Source organism: Nonomuraea rhodomycinica (genome assembly GCF_013363995.1).
GTDB lineage: Bacteria > Actinomycetota > Actinomycetes > Streptosporangiales > Streptosporangiaceae > Nonomuraea > Nonomuraea rhodomycinica.
On the sequence record NZ_JABWGO010000005.1, the window covers coordinates 358,994 to 376,251 of the forward strand.

Annotated in this window: 14 protein-coding genes; 6 read left to right on the plus strand and 8 right to left on the minus strand. The window is 74.4% G+C overall.

Annotated features, from left to right (window positions below):
- Nucleotides 1-230 precede the first annotated feature (230 nt).
- The gene (locus HT134_RS23150) at nucleotides 231-2,618 is read right to left on the minus strand and encodes a hypothetical protein (RefSeq protein WP_175602529.1); all 2,388 of its coding nucleotides are present in this window, start codon (nucleotides 2,616-2,618) and stop codon (nucleotides 231-233) included.
- Nucleotides 2,619-2,952: 334 nt separating this feature from the next.
- On the opposite strand from HT134_RS23150, the gene HT134_RS23155 reads away from it, so the two are divergent.
- The gene (locus HT134_RS23155) at nucleotides 2,953-4,482 is read left to right on the plus strand and encodes an MFS transporter (protein WP_175602530.1); all 1,530 of its coding nucleotides are present in this window, start codon (nucleotides 2,953-2,955) and stop codon (nucleotides 4,480-4,482) included.
- A 35-nt stretch (nucleotides 4,483-4,517) separates the two neighbouring features.
- Nucleotides 4,518-5,393 carry a DoxX family protein gene (locus HT134_RS23160; RefSeq protein ID WP_175602531.1) on the plus strand — a complete coding sequence of 292 codons (876 nt, stop codon included), beginning with the start codon at nucleotides 4,518-4,520 and terminating at the stop codon, nucleotides 5,391-5,393.
- 67 nt (nucleotides 5,394-5,460) lie between these two features.
- Here the strand turns inward: HT134_RS23160 and HT134_RS23165 are convergent, their stop codons facing one another.
- The 4 genes from HT134_RS23165 to HT134_RS23180 all read right to left on the minus strand — a co-directional run bounded on the left by HT134_RS23165 (nucleotide 5,461) and on the right by HT134_RS23180 (nucleotide 9,460).
- A complete protein-coding gene (locus HT134_RS23165; protein ID WP_312888347.1) occupies nucleotides 5,461-6,384 on the minus strand; it encodes a DMT family transporter in 924 nt (307 codons plus the stop codon).
- A gap of 141 nt (nucleotides 6,385-6,525) precedes the next feature.
- Complete coding sequence (gene sthA / locus HT134_RS23170) at nucleotides 6,526-7,929, minus strand: Si-specific NAD(P)(+) transhydrogenase (RefSeq protein WP_175602532.1); 1,404 nt, start codon at nucleotides 7,927-7,929, stop codon at nucleotides 6,526-6,528.
- Nucleotides 7,930-7,988: 59 nt separating this feature from the next.
- The gene (locus tag HT134_RS23175) at nucleotides 7,989-8,240 is read right to left on the minus strand and encodes a metallothionein (RefSeq protein WP_175588134.1); all 252 of its coding nucleotides are present in this window, start codon (nucleotides 8,238-8,240) and stop codon (nucleotides 7,989-7,991) included.
- A gap of 107 nt (nucleotides 8,241-8,347) precedes the next feature.
- Nucleotides 8,348-9,460, minus strand: a complete 1,113-nt coding sequence (locus tag HT134_RS23180; protein ID WP_175602533.1) for an MFS transporter — start codon at nucleotides 9,458-9,460, stop codon at nucleotides 8,348-8,350.
- Nucleotides 9,461-9,503: 43 nt separating this feature from the next.
- Here HT134_RS23180 and HT134_RS23185 point away from each other — a divergent pair, with 43 nt between their 5' ends.
- Nucleotides 9,504-9,977, plus strand: a complete 474-nt coding sequence (locus tag HT134_RS23185; protein ID WP_175602534.1) for a hypothetical protein — start codon at nucleotides 9,504-9,506, stop codon at nucleotides 9,975-9,977.
- Here the strand turns inward: HT134_RS23185 and HT134_RS23190 are convergent.
- Complete coding sequence (locus HT134_RS23190) at nucleotides 9,974-13,468, minus strand: WD40 repeat domain-containing serine/threonine protein kinase (RefSeq protein ID WP_175602535.1); 3,495 nt, start codon at nucleotides 13,466-13,468, stop codon at nucleotides 9,974-9,976. The genes HT134_RS23185 and HT134_RS23190 overlap by 4 nt on opposite strands.
- 153 nt (nucleotides 13,469-13,621) lie before the next feature.
- On the opposite strand from HT134_RS23190, the gene HT134_RS47100 reads away from it, so the two are divergent.
- Nucleotides 13,622-14,128: an RICIN domain-containing protein gene (locus HT134_RS47100; protein ID WP_175602536.1), complete on the plus strand. Its 507-nt coding sequence runs from the start codon at nucleotides 13,622-13,624 to the stop codon at nucleotides 14,126-14,128.
- Between the two features lie 340 nt (nucleotides 14,129-14,468).
- Entirely contained in the window at nucleotides 14,469-14,639 is a 171-nt protein-coding gene (locus HT134_RS23200; RefSeq protein WP_175588129.1) for a hypothetical protein, read from the plus strand.
- 9 nt (nucleotides 14,640-14,648) lie between these two features.
- Here HT134_RS23200 and HT134_RS23205 read toward each other — a convergent pair whose 3' ends face one another.
- Nucleotides 14,649-15,269 (minus strand): pyridoxamine 5'-phosphate oxidase family protein, encoded by a 621-nt coding sequence (locus HT134_RS23205; protein ID WP_175602537.1) that lies wholly within the window; start codon nucleotides 15,267-15,269, stop codon nucleotides 14,649-14,651.
- 33 nt (nucleotides 15,270-15,302) lie between these two features.
- Nucleotides 15,303-15,824: a winged helix-turn-helix transcriptional regulator gene (locus HT134_RS23210; protein WP_175602538.1), complete on the minus strand. Its 522-nt coding sequence runs from the start codon at nucleotides 15,822-15,824 to the stop codon at nucleotides 15,303-15,305.
- A gap of 47 nt (nucleotides 15,825-15,871) precedes the next feature.
- On the opposite strand from HT134_RS23210, the gene HT134_RS23215 reads away from it, so the two are divergent.
- Nucleotides 15,872-17,218: an MFS transporter gene (locus HT134_RS23215; protein ID WP_217708217.1), complete on the plus strand. Its 1,347-nt coding sequence runs from the start codon at nucleotides 15,872-15,874 to the stop codon at nucleotides 17,216-17,218.
- The last annotated feature ends 40 nt before the right edge of the window (nucleotides 17,219-17,258 follow it).

The following is a 17,258-nucleotide window of genomic DNA, read 5'->3' on the forward strand; positions in this document are numbered from 1 at the left end:
ACCAGACCGACGATTGGGCGGACCTGACACGCCACGTGACGCCTGACGCTCGGGGGACGTAGGGGACGAAGAGGGCGCCCGACACGGCCACCGCCGGATCAACGCTGCCGGAGCAGCGCCGCGGATCAGCGCCGTCGGATGAGTGCCGCGGATCAACGGCCTGGATCAGCGCGGCGGGTGAATGACCCGGATCGGCGCGGCGGGTGTGCCCGGTGCTGCCGCCGCGGGGGTCAGCCGCGCTGGTGCCGTCCGGGGAAGTCTCCGGTCAGCACCTGCTTGGGGGTGACGCGCAGCAGGCCGGAGCCCGCCACGGCGACCCCGCGCACCTCCACCCAGCGGCGGCGCGGCGACGGGCCCGCCGCGAACACCGCCACCCGCGGGTCCGCCTCCACCGCCTCGCCCGCCCCGGCCTCGGCGACGAGCCGCAGCTCGCCCGCGGGGCCGATGGACGCCGCCGCGCCGACCGTCCGCGGGCCGAGGGGGTCGGCGAAGGACAGGACGACGGTCCTGGCGTACGCGAGCGCCTGGCGCGCCTCGGGCCCGAGCGGCACGGACGGCTCGTCACCGGCGGGCAGGTCGCACATGAGAAGCGAGGAGCGCCAGGGCCCCGGACCGCCGCGCCACCACGAGCGCGCGGCCCGCACCGCGAACACGACGGCCACCAGGACCAGCGCCGCGATGCCCACCCGCCACGCCCATGCGGCCCCCTCGACCCAGGGACCGCCGCCAGGAAGGCCGGCGGCTCCGCTCACGGCGCCGTTCGGCAGGCCGGCGGCACCACCCACGGCGCCGCCGGTGCCTCCCGCCGGGCCGCCGTGGCCGGTCGCGCCGGGCGGCTGTGCGAGATGCGTGACATGCGCGAGGCCGCCGAGCAGGGCGCCCGCCGCGCACCCGGCCGCCGCCACGACGATAAGGAGCACCGCCGCGCGCAACCACCCGTCCTCGCGGCGAGCGCCCGGCACGGGACGGACGCGCCGATAGCAGCGCAGCAGCGGGTACGGCACCGCCACGGCGACCAGCGCGACCCTCGGCTCGACGGCCAGGGCGCCCAGGACCAGCGGCACCAGCATCGACCACGTGCGACCGGCGATGATCCACAGCGCCACCCCGGCATTCCGGCGCGCCGTCCGCAACCCCTCCACGACGTTCCCCCGAGCCGCCCGCAACCCCTGAGGAAGGTTCCCCGGCGCCGCCCGCAACCCCTCAGGGAGGTTCCCCGGCGCCATTCGCACCCGCTCAGGGGCGTCGCCGCGCGCCGTCCGCTCCCTCTCGCCGGTGCTCCGGCGCGCCGCCGACCCGCTCCTCAAGGCGGGCTCGCGGGTCGTGCGCTCGCCGTACGCGGCCGCGGCGAACTGCTCCAGGGCCCCGACCGGACGGCCGCGCCACGTACCGGCCAGGGCGCGCAGGGCGGCGTGCGCCGGCCAGCCGAGCACCGCGATCGCCGCGAGCCCGGCCCACACCGGGTCGAGCCGCGACGGCACGCCCGGGAGGGCGGTCAGGGCCAGCCAGGCGGTGTACGCGGCCACCGACACGGCGGCCGAGGCCACCTCCGTCCCGAGCCACGGGTCGCGCCCCAGCATGGCGGGCACGCGGGGCCACACCCGTACCCGGCGGACCTGCCGCGCCGTGAGGACGGCCAGCAGCCCGAGCGCGGCCAGACCGCCCCACTGTGCCTGGACGGCGAGTCCGGCGGTGTAGGCGACCACCGCCACCCCCAGCGTGGCCGCCGCCACCAGCAGGCGGGCCTGCCGCGCCCACACCTCCAGGGCACGCCTGGCCCGGCCGGTCTCGCGGGGGTCCACCGGCCAGGAGGGGTCGTGATGGGCCCGGGGCCGGTCCCAGCGCAGCAACGCCAGCCCCAGGTTGACCCGCGCCCGAACCAGCACCGCCTCCTCCCCGGCCGCACCGGCGTACGGGAGGTCCGGACGCGGGGAGAAGGCGGGGTTCGCGAGGTCTGAGCGCGGGAGGTCCGGGCGCGAGCTGTCCGGGCGCGGGGAGAAGGCGGGGTGCGCGAGGTCTGGGCGCGGGAGGTCCGGGCGCAGGACGTCCCGGTGCGCGGAGTGGGCGGGGTGCGCGAGCTCCGGGTCCGGGGAGAGGGCGGGGTGCGGGGAGAGGGCGGGGTGCGGGGAGAGGGTGGGGTGCGGGGAGAGGGCGGTGCGGTAGGCCGTGGCGGCGTGGATGTGGTCGCCGCGCAGCAGGGCGAGGTCCCCCTCCAGGGCGTGGACCGCCGGCTGCTCCGGGGCGAACGACCGGGCCAGCCGCGCCTGGGCGGCGGCCTCGTCCGCGTGCCCCGGCAGGCGGGACAGCGCGGCGGCCAGGCGTACCCGGGCGGCCCAGGAGCCGGGCGAGAGCCGTACCGCCTCCCGCGCAGGGGCCACGGCCTCGGCGTCGCGGCCGAGCCGTTCGAGGGCCAGGCTCACCAGCCGGTGCGCCCACTCCCCCGCGGCGGCGGCCTCTCCGTGGTCGTCGCGCGCGGCCGCCTCGGCGGCGCGGTGGGCGGCGTGCAGCGCCTCCTCGGGGCGGCCGGCGTGGAGGCGGGTGACGGCTTCGGCGCACCATTCGCGCGGGGATTTGTCGGTTTTTTCATGGTTCTTGCTATGATTTCCGTCCGTCCCCACTCGCTCATGATCGGCTGTTCGATGAAAGTTGAACAGGTCGCGACATAGGGCTGTATCTCTCTAGAGAGGTACGCGTGAGGGCCTTCGATGCGTCGATACCGCTATACCAAGCGCAAGCCATGGCCTAAGCTGCCACGCAAGCTGGAGCGGAGGAGCCCGAAGGCAGCGTTTCCCATCATCAGCGTCTCGACCAGGCGGCGTCCCGACCAGGCGGCGTCCCGGGCGGCGCGGCTAGCAGCAGAGAGCAGAGGCACGAACCGTCGGGCTCCCGCACTCACGGCGACCACAGGCACGCGCGGGCCCGTTGTGGACGGATCGGCCGGCAAGGAGGTCCATGACCGTCACACAGGCCGCACCCCTCGTACGGCGTGGGGCCCGGCGAAACCCCGACAGCCGCTGGGCGATCCTCCTGGTGCTCTGCCTGAGCCTGCTGCTCATCACGGTCGACGCGACGGTCCTGCACATCGCCGTGCCGGCCCTGACCGCGGCCCTGGAGCCGTCGGCCGTGCAGCTCCTGTGGATCATCGACGTCTACTCGCTGGTGGTCGCGCCGCTGCTGATCATGTTCGGCACGCTCGGCGACCGCTACGGCCGTAAACGGCTGGTCCTGGGCGGTTACGTGCTGTTCGGCGTCGCCTCGGCCGCGGCGGCCTTCTCCCCCGGCCCCCTCTTCCTCATCCTGGCGCGGGCGCTGCTCGGCGTCGGCGGCGCCATGATCATGCCGGCCACGCTGTCGCTGATCCGTCAGGTCTTCACCGACCGCCGCGAACGCGCCGTCGCGCTCGGCATCTGGAGCGCGGTCGCCGCCGCCGGGGCCGCCGTGGGCCCGCTGATCGGCGGGCTGCTCGTGAGCGTGTGGTGGGGCGCCGTCTTCCTCATCAACGTGCCGATCCTGCTGGTGCTGCTGCCCGCCGCAGCCAGGCTGCTGCCCGACTCGCGCAGGGACGAGAGCAGGCCGTGGGACGGGCTGAGCGCCGTGCTGTCCGTGCTGGGCATCCTGGCGCTCGCGTTCGGGCTGAAGGAGGCGGGCTCGGGCAGCCTCATGCCGTTCGGCGCGTCCGTGGCGGTCTTCCTGGCCGGGGTGGGGCTGCTGGTGTGGTTCGTCCGGCGGCAGTCGCGGCTGGCGGCGCCGCTGCTCGACATCGGGCTGTTCCGCAACCGCGCCTTCGCCACCGGCGTGGCCGGGGTGCTGCTGGGCGTGTTCGCGCTGGTGGGGCTCCAGCTCATGCTGGCGCAGTACCTCCAGCTCGTCCTCGGCGACCCGCCGCCCCGGGCGGCGGTCCGGATGCTGCCGCTGGTGCTGTCGGCCATCGCCGGCGGGCTCGCCGCGGCCCACATCCTGCCGCGCGCCGGGCTGCGCGCCACCATGAGCGGCGGCCTCGGGCTCGTCGCCCTGTCCCTCACCCCCACCCTGAGCTGGGGCGTCGAGAGCCATCCCGTCATGCTCGGCGTCTGCTTCGTCGGCATCGGGTTCGGCGTGCAGGTGGCGCTGCTGGCCGCGTCCGACACGATCATGTCGTCGGTGTCCGAGGCGCGGGCGGGCGGGGCCGCCGCCGTCGAGGAGACCGCCTACGAGCTCGGCGCCGGGCTCGGCGTGGCCGTCCTCGGCACGATCACCACCATCGTGTACGCGCCCGGCCTGCCGTCCGTGCCCGGCGTGCCCGGCGCGGGCATGGACCAGGCCCGGCAGTCGCTGGCCGGCGCGGCCCACGTGGCCCACGAGGTCGGCGGCAGCGCGGGGGACGCGCTGCTCACGGCCGCCCGCTGGGCCTTCGTCAACGCCCTGCACACCACGGTCGTGGTGAGCATCGTCCTGCTCAGCCTGACCGCCGTAGCCGTGGCCATGCTGCTGCGCCGTGATTGAGGTGTGCGATGTCCCGCTCCGGGCAGACATCTACCGTGAGACAGGCCCTCCATGATCTCGCCGCGCTCGTCGCCCGATTAGGCGTCGGCGGCATCTTCTTCGCCAACGGCTGGCACAAGCTCGAGGACGGCCTGAAGACCACCGGCACGCACTTCGCCCAGCAGGGCGCCCCCGCGCCGCGGGCGTGGGCCACGGTCACCATGCTCGCCGAGCTGATCGGCGGCGCGCTGCTCATCGCCGGGCTGCTGGTGGCGCTGACGGGGCTGGTGCTGTTCGCCGAGGCGCTGGCCGTGTTCCTGGTGGCGCCGCCGCTCAACCCCATCACCGTGAACGAGCTGGTGCTGCTCGGCGTGGCCGCGCTGCTGCTGGCCGTCGTGGGGGCCGGCCGGGTGTCGGTGGACCACATGGTGGTGATCCGGCGGCGGGAGTCGGAGGCGGCCAGCGAGTTCGCGGCCGACACGGAGGCCGACCGGGTCATCGCCTCGCTGCGCGAGCCCGATGCCCCCGCGAGCGCTTCCGCCGGCGAGGCCGACACGGCCCGGCCGCCCGGCACGTCGTCCGGGGTCCAGGCTCCCGGCGCGTCGTCCGCGGCCCAGGCTCCCGGCGGTGCCCACGCTCCTGGCGCGTCCGGCGGCGGGCAGGATCCCGGCGCGTCCGGCGAGCAGGGGACGGCGTCGAGCGCGACGGAGCGCACCGGACCGGCGGCCTCGGCGGCTCGCGCCCGGGCCCGTACGGACGCGGAGAAGAGCGACCGGCAGGACACCGCGCCTCATCCACGCGCGCGCCGCCCGGCCTCCGAGCCGCCGCCGGCCGACGAGCCCCCGACGTCCCCCTCGCCCGGCGACACCCTGGTCGCGGGCCGCAAGAAACCCGCGGCACCCCGGACCCGCCGCGCCCAGCCCGACGAGTGACCGTCCGACGACTGACCGGCCGACGAGTGACCGCCCCCATGTCCCGCCGACCGTCGCGCGGTGGCGCTCAGCGCACCGGTACGCCCGCGCGGTCGCGGGTGAGGCGGACGGCCCCCTGGCTGAGGGCGATGGACGCGAGGATCACCAGGGCGCCCACGGGCTGGTTCCAGCTCAGCCTCTCGCCCAGCACCACCACGCCGGACGCCGCCGCGAACACCGGGATCAGGTACGTCACCGTCGAGGTCGTCGTCACCCCCGCCTGGCCCTGCACCCAGTACAGCAGCAGGTAGGCCAGCCCCGTGCCGAGGCCGCCCAGCGCGATCAGGCTCCACCACACCCGGGCCGGGGCCGAGGTGTCCACCAGCGGCACGCCGGCCACCAGCGTGACCACGCCGACCTGCACGGCACCGCTGAGGAGCTGGCCGGCCGCGAGCACCACGGGCGGCTCGGGGCGGCGCCCGGTGATGAAGCGGCCCATGTAGGCGGCGCCGACGCCGTAGCAGAGCGCGGCGCCGAAGCAGGCCAGGCTACCCGCGAGCTGGCCGCCCGCCATGGGCTGCCACACACCCAGGACGACCATGACCCCGGCGAACCCGAGTCCGAGCCCGGCCACCCGGCCCGCGGTGGGCCGCTCGGCCCGCAGCAGCAGGGTGAAGGCGAGGGTGCACAGCGGCGTCGTGGCGTTCCAGATGGACGCGACCACCGAGGAGACGTACTGCTCGCCGTACGCGAAGAGCGTGAACGGGACCGTCGTCAGCACCACGGACGCGACCTGGAAGTGTCCCCACAGGCGCGGGTCGCGCGGCAGGCTTCTGCGGCTCACGGCGACCACGGCGAGGAGCGCGGCGGCGCCCAGCACCATGCGCGCGAACGACACCTGGAGCGGCCGCAGCACCTCCACGGCGACCTTGATGAAGAAGAAGCTGTTGCCCCAGATGGCCGCCAGCACCAGGAAGGCGGGCAGCCACCGTCCCGCGCCCTTGATCCCCACCCTTGCCTCCTGTCGGTGAACTCCGAGGAGCGTAGCGGCCGGCACGGGCCAAGGATGTAGGGATATTTCCGTATTTGCCGCCTCAGATTCGTGCCGCCTCAGCGCGATCCCCGCCCCGAGGAGTCGATCAAGGTACTGGAGTCACAGCTCGAAGCGGGCGACGCGGCGGAGCTTGTTCATCGCGTCGAGGGCGGCCACCTTGTACGACTCGGCCAGCGTCGGGTAGTTGAAGACCGCGTCCACCAGGTAGTCGATCGTGCCGGCGCAGCCCATGACCGCCTGGCCGATGTGCAGCAGCTCGGTGGCGCCCGTGCCGAAGACGTGCACGCCCAGCAGCGAGCGGTCCTCGGGCGAGACCAGCAGCTTGAGCATGCCGTACGTGTCGCCGATGATCTGCCCGCGGGCCAGCTCGCGGTAGCGCGAGATGCCCACCTCGAACGGCACCTGCGCCTTGGTCAGCTCGTCCTCGGTGCGGCCGATGAAGGAGATCTCCGGGATCGTGTAGATGCCGATCGGCTGGAGATGGTGGATCCCGGCCAGCGGCTCGGCGCAGGCGTGGTGGGCGGCGATGCGGCCCTGCTCCATCGAGGTGGCCGCCAGCGACGGGAACCCGATGACGTCGCCCACCGCGTAGATGTGCGGCACGGCCGTGCGGTAGTGCTCGTCCACCCGGATGCGGCCGCGGTCGTCGGCCGACAGGCCGGCCAGCTCCAGGCCCAGGCCGTCGGTCATGCCCTGGCGCCCGGCCGAGTACATCACGGTCTCGGCCGGGATCTTCTTGCCGCTCTCCAGCAGCGCCAGCGCTCCCCTGGGCCGGCGCTCCACGGCCGCGACCGACTCGCCGAAGCGGAACGTGACCGCCAGGTCGCGCAGGTGGTACTTCAGCGCCTCGACGATCTCCAGGTCGCAGAAGTCCAGCATCCGCTCGCGCCGCTCGACGACCGTGACCTTGGTGCCGAGGGCGGCGAACATGGACGCGTACTCGATGCCGATGACCCCGGCGCCCACGACGACGAGCGAGCCGGGGACCGCCGCGAGGTTGAGGATGCCGTCGGAGTCGATGATGGTCTGCTCGTCGAACTCGACGGAGCCGGGGCGGGCCGGCCGGGTGCCGGTCGCGATGATGATCTTCTCAGCGGTGATCTTCACGTCGCGGCCCTGCTCGTCGAGCACGTCCAGGGTGTGCGGGTCGACGAAGCGCGCCGTGCCGGGCAGCACGGCGACGTGGTTGCGCGCGAGCTGGCTGCGGATCACGTCGATCTCGCGGCCGATGACGTGCTGGGTGCGGATGCCCAGGTCGCCCACCGTGATCTCGTCCTTGACCCGGTAGCTCTGGCCGTACATCTCGCGCTGGTTGAGACCCGTGAGATAGAGGACGGCCTCGCGCAGGGTCTTGGACGGGATCGTGCCCGTGTTGATGCAGACGCCGCCGATCATGTTGCGGCGCTCGATGACGGCGACCCGCTTCTCGAGCTTGGCGGCGGCGATGGCCGCCTTCTGCCCGCCGGGTCCGGAGCCTATGACGGCTACGTCGAAGTCGGCCACACGTCCAGTGTCTCCCCCACGGGCCGTTCCCGCCATGGGCGGACGGACGGCACCGGCGCTCAGCCGGACATGCCGGCCATCACCCGGTCCACGATCCCGTCGCTGCCCTCCTGGCGGGCGCAGTGGGCGCAGCAGTACCAGTGCTCGCCCGCCTGGACGCCGTGCCCGATGACACGGGCCCCGCAGTGCTCGCAGATCGGCGCCATGGCGTGGATCGCGCACTGGAAGGAGTCGAAGGTGTGCACGGCTCCCTGGGCGTGCACCTCGAAGGCCATGTCGTAGTCGTTGCCGCAGGTCTCGCAGACGGCCATGGTGGTCCCCCTCACGCTGTCACCGGTACGCCGCAGGGACATACCCCGCCGAATGCCACTGTTGCCCCAACGAACCGCCATATTCCCCCGGCATGCCCGGCGCCCGGTCAGCGGGCGACGGCGGCGCGGGCCAGCAGCGGGAGAGCGAGCAGGGCCAGGGCCGAGAGGGCGGCCGGCAGGCCGAGCCAGGCGGCGAGCCCCGCCACGAGCGGCGGGCTGATCACGAACGCGGTGTACGACACGACGGAGACCCCTGACACGAGCGCCCCGCTCGGGTCGTCGGCCGCGGCCCGGCTCAGGATGGCCGGCACCAGCGGCCCCAGGGCGAGCCCGGTGAGGGCGAACCCGGCCAGCGACACCGGCACGGATTCCGTCGGCCCGCCCCAGCCCGCGAGGGCGATCCCCGCTCCCCCGCCCAGTCCGGCGACCAGGTAGAGGGCGCGCCGCGGCAGGCGGGGCAGGGCCTGCGCGGCCAGGCGGCCCACGGTCAGCGCCCCCATGTACACGGCCGGGGCCGCGCTCGCGGCCAGCGCCGAGGCGGCCCGGTAGTCCTCCAGCAGCAGCACCGACCACTGCTCCACCGCGTTCTCGATGACGAGCGCGCACGCCGTCAGCCCGCCCAGCAGGGCCGCCGCGCGCCACCGCCGCCGCCCGCCGGACGTACCCGCGCCGACGGCGCCGCGTCCGAGCGGCAGGAGGAGCAGCGACGCCGAGGCGGCGAGCACGAGGGCGCCCAGCGCCGCGAGCACCGCCGTGGTGCCGAGGCCGAGCTGGCGGGCCAGCCCGGTGGCGGGGGCGGCCAGGATGACCCCGAGGGGGAAGGCGGCGTGGACCGGCTGGAACAGCCGCCGCCCGGTCTCCCGCTCCGCCCTCCCGGTGGCCAGGTTGAGGGCGACGTCCAGCGCGCCGCTGGCCGCGCCGAGGACGAGCAGGCCCGCGCCCAGGGCCACGAGCGACGAGGTCCAGCCGACGGCGGCGACGCTGAGGCCGAACGCGGCGCAGGCGAGCAGGAGGGCGTCGCGCTCGCGCCCGCGGGCGAGCCTGCCGGTCACGGCCATCGCCGGGATCGCCCCCACCGGCACCGCCGCCAGGACCGCGCCGAGGTCGGCGGTGGAGGCCCCGAGCTGGTCCTTCACCGCGGGCAGCAGGGCCGACCAGGCTCCCCAGAACACGCCCCACGCACCGCAGACCAGGATGAGCGGAAAGCCCCGATATTTCACGAATCCCCCTCGCGCTGCTGTCAAGCCATGGTAAAGATCGACGATGTTGTTCGACGAAGGGAACCTCGTGCTCAAGCGTACGATCGTCGCGGTCGGTCTCGTCGCCGCCGGGATCGCCGCCGTCCCCGCCCCCGCCTACGCCGCGTCGGCGGCCTACACGCCCGAGCGCGTGTGCGGGTCCGGATTCCACCGCGTCAAGGACGGCCACCGGGCCATGAAGACGCGCGACGGGGCGGTGTTCGGGCACGTCTACCTCATGTACAGCAAGAGCAGCGGCGAGAACTGCGTGGCCGCGATCAAGACCCGCTTCACCGGGACGCGCACGCTCACCGGCGCCTCCCTGGAGGTGCGCGGCGGCGGCCGGTCCGAGGACGTGCAGAAGTACCAGTTCTACGCCGAGACCGGCCACGTGGACGGCAGCTGGAAGTGCGTGAAGTACGAGGGCTGGACCCGCACCCCGGACAACCGGGTCGAGGCGTGGGGCGGCCGCAAGTCGTGGGGCAACTGCCAGGGCTAGCAGGTCTCCCGGTACGGGACCTCCGGCAGGTGGGCGGACCAGTCCCGCTCGGACAGGCCGCCGCCGGCGCGCCGGCACACGTCCGCCGCCACCTGCCCGGGTTCCACCGGCACCTGGTGGATGGTCCCGTCCACGGCGGCGTACACGGTGCGGCCGTCGGCGCTGAAGGTGAGCGCGTCCGGCATCTGGAAGGTGTGCAGGTCGAAGGAGCCGCCGAGGCGGCGCTTGCCGGCGGGGTCCCAGAGCTGGAGCTTCCCGTTGCCGGCCAGGGTCGCCAGAACGGAGCCGTCGGGTGAGAAGGCCAGCAGGACGACCGATCCCGCGGCGCGGGGCAGCGCGGGACGGATCGGCGTGGGGCCGCGGGGATCGAAGCGCCACAGGGCGATGCGCCCGTCCTCGTCCTGGCCGATCGCGATGACGCCCTTGCTGCTCAGCGCGGGACTGTAGCCGCCCGCGGAGAGGTCGAACCCGGTGCCGGCCAGCCTGCCCGTCGTCAGGTCGAGGTAGGTGCCGCTTCCGGTGACGAGAGTGGTGCCGTCCCTGGTCAGGGGGCCGCCGCGCACGGTCGTGCGATAGTTGTGCAGGGTCCGCCCGGTCGCCGCGTCGTACACCATCACGCGGAAGGGCCCCGACTGCCCCTCCGGGCCCATCGACATGACGACCTTCGTGCCGTCCGGAGAGAACTGCACCTGCTCGGGAAGGTTGTACTTCGGCGTCCGCACCGCCCACACCTGGCGCGAGGTCCTGAGGTCGATGAGTCTGACCTTGCTCTCCGGCCCCGCCAGGACCAGGCGGCCGCCCGGCTCGTCGAAGCCCGGCACCACGGACTCCTCGGAGCCTTTGGCGAACGTGGCGACGTTCCGGTGCGTGCGGAGGTCCATCAGCTTGACGCGCGTCGCCTCGTAGTCGGCCACCGTGGCCCAGCGTCCCCTCGGGCCGAGGCGGATCTCGGCGTCCTTGCTCACGCGGGTGGACGTCACCCGGGGGCCCAGGTCCACGCTCACGACCACGTCGTCCATGAGGTAGCGCAGCGTCCTGCCGTCGGGGTCGAGCCGGACGTCGGCCAGATCGCCCTCGGCCCGGTAACTGAGCACCTCCCTGTGGTCGGCGATCCGCCACACCTGCAGGTCCCGGCGGGAGAAGACGGCGACGTGCCGGTCGTCCAGGCGTAGCCCGGGCAGCGCCTTGCCGCAGAGGTCGCAGGTCCACTCGTCGTCCTTGACGCGTACCTGTCCCGAGGCCGCGTCCACCAATCTGATCTCGTCGCCCGCGCAGGCCAGGGTCCGGCCGTCCGGGCTGAAGGCGGCCACGGTCGACTGCCTGCCGCAGGCGGGGTACGGCCCCTGCCTGCGCCAGGCGGGCAGCGACAGCGCGCCGAGCTTCCCCTGCATGACCAGCATGCGCCGGCCCGTCGGGTCCACCAGCAGGTCGTCGGGGGTGGCCTCGGTGCCGTCCGCTCTGTCGACCGGCCTGCCGAACCGCTTGCCCGTCTTCAGGTCCACCAGGTGCGACAGGCCCTCCCAGTAGCCCACGAGCAGGGTCGTCTCGTGCTCGCCGAACCGGGGGAAGTAGCCGCCGCCGCTCGCCTGTTCCAGCTTCTCCTCGTAGACGCGCCTGCCTGTGGACAGGTCCCAGACGCCGAGCTCCTCCGGCGTGGACTGCGCCAGCAGGCGGCCGCTCGGGCTGAGCACCGGGGCGAAGACGATCTCGCCCTTGAGGCCGAGGCCCTTCCAGCCGCCGGTGCGCCGCCCCGTCCGCACGTCGTAGACGTTCACCCCCTGCTTGCTGACGCTCACCATCGTGCGGCCGTCGCGGCTCAACGCCCGGTACGCCAGCCCCTGCACCGGCGGGTCGCGGAACACCGCCGTCTCCTGCTGCTGGAGCGAGGCCATCAGGCTGCTGCGGGCCTCCGGCTGCGGGGACAGCCGCCAGGCGGCGACGCTCAGCCGCATCGCGGTGACCGGGTCGACGGTGCGCAGGCGGTCCGCCTCGGCCGCCGCCTGCCTGGCGACGGCGACGTCGCGCTGGCGGGCGGTCTGCCGCCCCTGCCACACCGCCACCCCACCGGCCGCGAGGGCGACGGCGAGCATCCCCGCCAGCGCCACGACGGTGAGGCGGCGCCGGCGGATCCGCCGCCGGGTCAGGTCGGTGCCCGCCTGGAGGTAGTCGCGTTCGCGCGGGGTCAGCGTGACGTGGCGGCGGCTGGTCGCCGCCCACCGCAGCGCCTGCTCCAGGCGGCTGCCCTGGAGCAGGTCGGCGTCGCGCCGGCCGTGCTCGGCCCAGTGCCGGGCCGCGCGGTTGATCTCGCCGAGCACGGCGAGCCCGTCGCGGTCGGCGTTGACCCACATGCGCAGCCGCGGCCAGGCGCGCAGCAGCGCCGGACGGGCCAGCTCGACGCTGTGGCCGTCGGTGGAGACGACGTACGAGAACGCGCGCAGCACCCGGCGCACGGCCTCCGCCTCGCGCTCCGGACGTCCCTCGAACAGCTCGTCGTGCGAGGCGGCCCGCCCCGTCTCCCGGCCGTCCTCGCCGATGGCGACCAGCCGCAGGAACACCTCCGCCGCCAGGTCGCGCTCCTCCGGGCCGAGCGAGCCGTAGGCGTCCTCGGCGATCGTGCCGAGAGCCGGGTCGGCCCGGCCGGGGGCGGCCACGCCGCCGGCCGCGCGGCTGCCCTCGGCGAGCAGGCCGCCGAGGTCGGCGCAGTCGCCGCTGACCAGCGCGAGGAGCAGGTCGCGGGCCGCGGGCCGGGCGGCCGGCTCCTTGCGCAGGGCGGCGCCGACGAGCGGGGCGAGCCCCGAAGGCAGCGCGCTCAGGTCGGGGTGGTGGGACAGCACGCGGTGCATGACGCCGCCGAGGTTGTCGGCGTGGAACGGGTCCTGTCCGGTCGTCGCGAACACCATGGTGGCGCCCCAGGCGAAGACGTCGGCGGGGGCGCCCGCGCGCTGCCCGGCGAACACCTCGGGCGCGAGGTAGCTGGGCGTGCCCGCCACCTCGCCCGTCCCGGTGAGGGACATGTCGAGGGTGCGGGCGATGCCGAAGTCGATCACGCGGGGGCCGTCCGGCCCGAGGAGCACGTTGTCGGGCTTGAGGTCGCGGTGGATGACGCCCGCGTCGTGGATCGCGGTGAGCGCGGTGGCGACCGCGGTGGCCAGGCGGTGCAGGTCGTCGCCCGTGAACCGGCGCCCCTCCGTCACCGCCTGCCGGAGGCTGGGTCCGGGGACGTACTCGGACACGATGTACGGCCGGCTGCCGTCGAGGTCGGCGGCCAGCACCTTGGCCGTGCAGAACGACGCCACCCGGCGCGCGGCCGTGGCCTCCTTGGCCAGCCGGCCCGCCATGCCGTTGCCCGCCGGGTGGAGCATCTTGAGCGCGACCCGGTGTCCCTCGGGGTCGTAGGCCTCGTAGACGACGCCCTGCCCGCCGGAGCCGAGCCGCCCGGCCAGCCAGTACGGGCCGACATGCTGCGGATCCCCCGCGCTGAGCGTTTCCACGGCGGGTTAGATGCCGCACCCCGGCGGCTGGTTGCCGCCGCCCGAAAAAAGATCCAACCAATCGGGCGAGGCGTGCATCTCACCCGATCGACACGTACTTCACCAACATCGCGAGATCCGCGGACATCGCGGGCATCACGGAAGGAGCTCCTCGTGCTCACCTCCCCTCGGCGCATCCTGGCCCTCACCGCGGCGGCGGCCGCGGCCCTGTCCCTCACGGCCCTGCCCGCCTCCGCGTCCTCCGCGTCCTCCTCGGCCTCCTCGGCCTCCGCCGGCTCCCGGCTCGCGAACGCCGCCACCGGCATGTGCCTGGCGGTCGGCCGCAGCGAGGTACGGGCCGGCAAGAAGGTCATCCAGTGGCCGTGCTCGAACAACAAGGACCAGAAGTGGATCTATCACCACGGACGGCTCACGAACGCCAAGACCGGCATGTGCCTGGCCGTCCCGCGCGCCTCGGCCCGCAAGGCGGAGGGCGTGATCCAGTGGCCGTGCACCGACGGCGGCTCGGAGCAGGAGTGGGCCTACGACGGCATGCAGCGCATGCGCAACCAGGCGACCGGCATGTGCCTGGCCGTCGGCAAGGCCGAGCGGCGCAAGGGCAAGGTCGTCATCCAGTGGCCGTGCGGCGACCAGACCGACCAGGTGTGGCTGCGCCGGTAGAAATACGTGGAACGCGCAGGTGACCCCGCGCTAGGTTGTCCGGCATGGCGGGCTCCGGGCCCGCCGGGCCGCGCGGGCGCGGCGCCCGTACGTCCGGGCATTCGGGAGGCTCACCATGAGGCGCATCAGGATCACCAGACCGCCGAAGCGGCGTCCGGACCCCCACGCGGACCTGGACCTGCGCTCACCCTCGGGTCGCCGGCTCCCCTACTGAGCGGGCGGCCGGCGGTTCCTCCGGGGCAACCCGAAAATGATTTCCCCGCCGAACCGTTTCTTACACCGCGCTTACCGGTGTTTCTGTAGTTAAATTAGATAACAGGAACATCACGGGGGGCTCGGCATGAAGAGGCTAGCGGTGGTGCCGCCGCACATCGTCCGGCACAAGGTGCGCGACATCCGCACGGCGGACCGGCGCAGGCCGTCGCCGCCCGACCCGAAGGTGGTCGACCTGCGCGCCTACGCCGGCCGCAACGTGATCCGCTTCCCCGGCGGCCCGACCCCGGCCGCCTGACGGCCCGGGTCAGCCGTAGAGCCTCTTGGCGTACGACTCGCCGTAGTACTGCTCGAGCTGTTCGAGCGACTCCTCGACTGCCTGCACGTCCTTGACGAGGCGGGCGTGCGAGGGCAGGGTCTCGGGCTGCCACGAGTCGGGCTTCCACAGCGCCGAGCGCAGGAACGCCTTGGCGCAGTGGAAGAAGATCTGGTCGATCTCCACCACGAGGGCCAGGTGCGGGCGGTGGCCCTTGACGACCATCTCGTCGAAGAACGGGGCCTCGCGGACCAGGCGGGCGCGGCCGTTGATCCGCAGGGTCTCGTTGCGGCCCGGGACGAGGAAGATCAGGCCGACGTGCGGGTTGGTCAGGACGTTGCGGAACCCGTCGGCCCGCCGGTTGCCCGGCCGATCGGGGATGGCGATGGTGGTGTCGTCGAGGACGTGGACGAACCCGGCCGGGTCGCCCTTGGGCGAGACGTCACAGGATCCGTCGGCGCCCGAGGTGGCGATCAGGCAGAACGGCGACGCGGCCAGCCACTGCCGGTCGCGCTCGTGCAGGCGCGCCCTCTCCTTGGTGGCGGCCCGCGGCATCACGTCACCGAGCAGCTCGCGCAGCTCGGACTCGGAGGTGATCTCGACCCAGCTCATGCGATCTCCCTTCGGGGGTCCGCATGAATCTTGTCATGGGAGCGGCTCCAGCAGCCGGTGGGGTTCGCGCAGGGCCACGCTGACCGGGTCGCTCCGGTCGTCGGCCAGGCCGGGGCCGGGGCGCACCTCGATCCGCTCGGGCGGCAGGTGCGCGGCCCCGCAGCCGGTGCAGGAGGCGGTGGCGTCGATCCGGCCGCCGCAGTCCACGTGCGAGAACACCCGGCGGGCGCCGCGGCGGCTCAGGTGGCGCTCGCCCCACTGACCCAGGGCCAGCAGGGGCAGCCAGAGTTCGCGGCCCATCGCGGTCGGCACGTACTCGTCGCGGGGCGGGCTGTCCTGGTAGCGCCGCCGCTCCAGCACGCCGGCCTCGACCAGCGTGGCCAGCCGCTGTGACAGCACCGCCCGCGGGATGTCGAGGTGGGCCAGGAAGTCGCCGTAGCGGCGCACGCCGTAGAGCGCGTCGCGCACCACCAGCATGGTCCACCGCTCGCCGACCAGCTCCAGGGTCCGGGCCAGGGAGCAGTCCTGGCCGTCGTAGTTCTTGCCGAGCGCCATGGACCCCATCCTAGTTCATTCACTGAACCGTGGTAGCGTGCGCAGCCATGACGAGTTCAATCACTGAACCAACCAGGCGGCGTGCCCTGGCTCCCGCCGTGGCGTCCGCGGCCCCGCTGCTGGTGCTGACGAACTACACCGTGCCGATGGTCACGCTGCCCGACACCGCCCGCGCGCTCGGCGCGGGACCGACCGGGCCGGTGTGGATCCTCGGCGCGATCGCTCTCGGGCTGTCCTCCGTGCTGCTGGTCTCCGGAGGGCTGGCCGACGACTACGGGCGCAAGCGGGTGATGGTGGCCGGCACCGGCGTGCTCGCCGTCGCGAGCGTGGTGGCGGCGCTGGCCACGGCCGTGCCGGTGTTCGTGGCGGCGCGCTTCGCGCAGGGCGCCGCGAGCGCCGCCATGCTCGCGGGCAGCCTCGGGCTGGTCGGGAACGCCTATCCGGCTGGTCCGGAGCGGGTGCGGGCCACCGGGCGGTACGGGGCGATGATCGGCCTCGGCACCGCCGTGGGCCCGCTCGTGTCGGGGGCGCTGGCCCAGGTGGCGAGCTGGCGGGCGGCGTACTGGCTGGTGGGGGCGTGCGCGGTGGCGCTCGCGGCGGTGTCGGCCCGGGTGCTGGAGGAGTCGCGCTCCCCCGAGCCGCGGCGTTTCGACGTGCCGGGGGTGGTCCTGCTGAGCCTGGCCGTGGCCGCACTGGTGGCCGGGGTGACGGAGGGCAGGCTCGGCTGGGGGCGGCCGGTCGTCGTGGGAGCCCTCGCGCTGGCCGCGGTCCTCGGGGCGGCGTTCGTGGCGGCCGAGCGCCGGCGGCCGGAGCCGCTGCTCGACCTGGAGCTGTTCCGGCGGCCGGCCTTCCTGGTCGCGACCGGGGGCGCGCTCGTCGTGGGGGCGGCGATCGTGGGGCTGCTGAGCTACCTGCCGAGCGTGCTCCAGCAGGGCCGCGGGCTCACCCCGCTGGAGACCGCGCTGCTGTTCGGGCTCTGGTCGTCGCTGTCGTTCGTGGTCGCGCTGCTGTCCAGGCACGTGCGGCTGGCGACCCCGGCGCGCTTCGCGCTCGGCCTGGCGCTCAGCGCGGCCGGCTTCACCGGGCTGCTGGGCCTGGGGGCGGGCGGGTCGATGCTGCCGATCGTGGCCGGGCTGGTGGTCAGCGGGGCCGGCTCGGGACTGGTCAACTCCTCGATCACGCAGCTGGCCGTCGAGAGCGTGCCGGCGCACCGGGTGAGCATGGGCTCGGGAGCCAACAACACGGCCCGCTACGTGGGCAGCTCCCTCGGCGCGGCCGGCGTGGCGGCGGTCATCGGGCAGCTCGGCGCGCAGCAGGGGGCGACCGTGGCGGTGGCGGGGTGCGTCGTGCTGACGGCGGCCACGGCCGTCGCGACACTGGTCTCCCGCTCATAGAACACGCCGGCCTCCCGCTCATGGGAGGCGCCGGTCACCC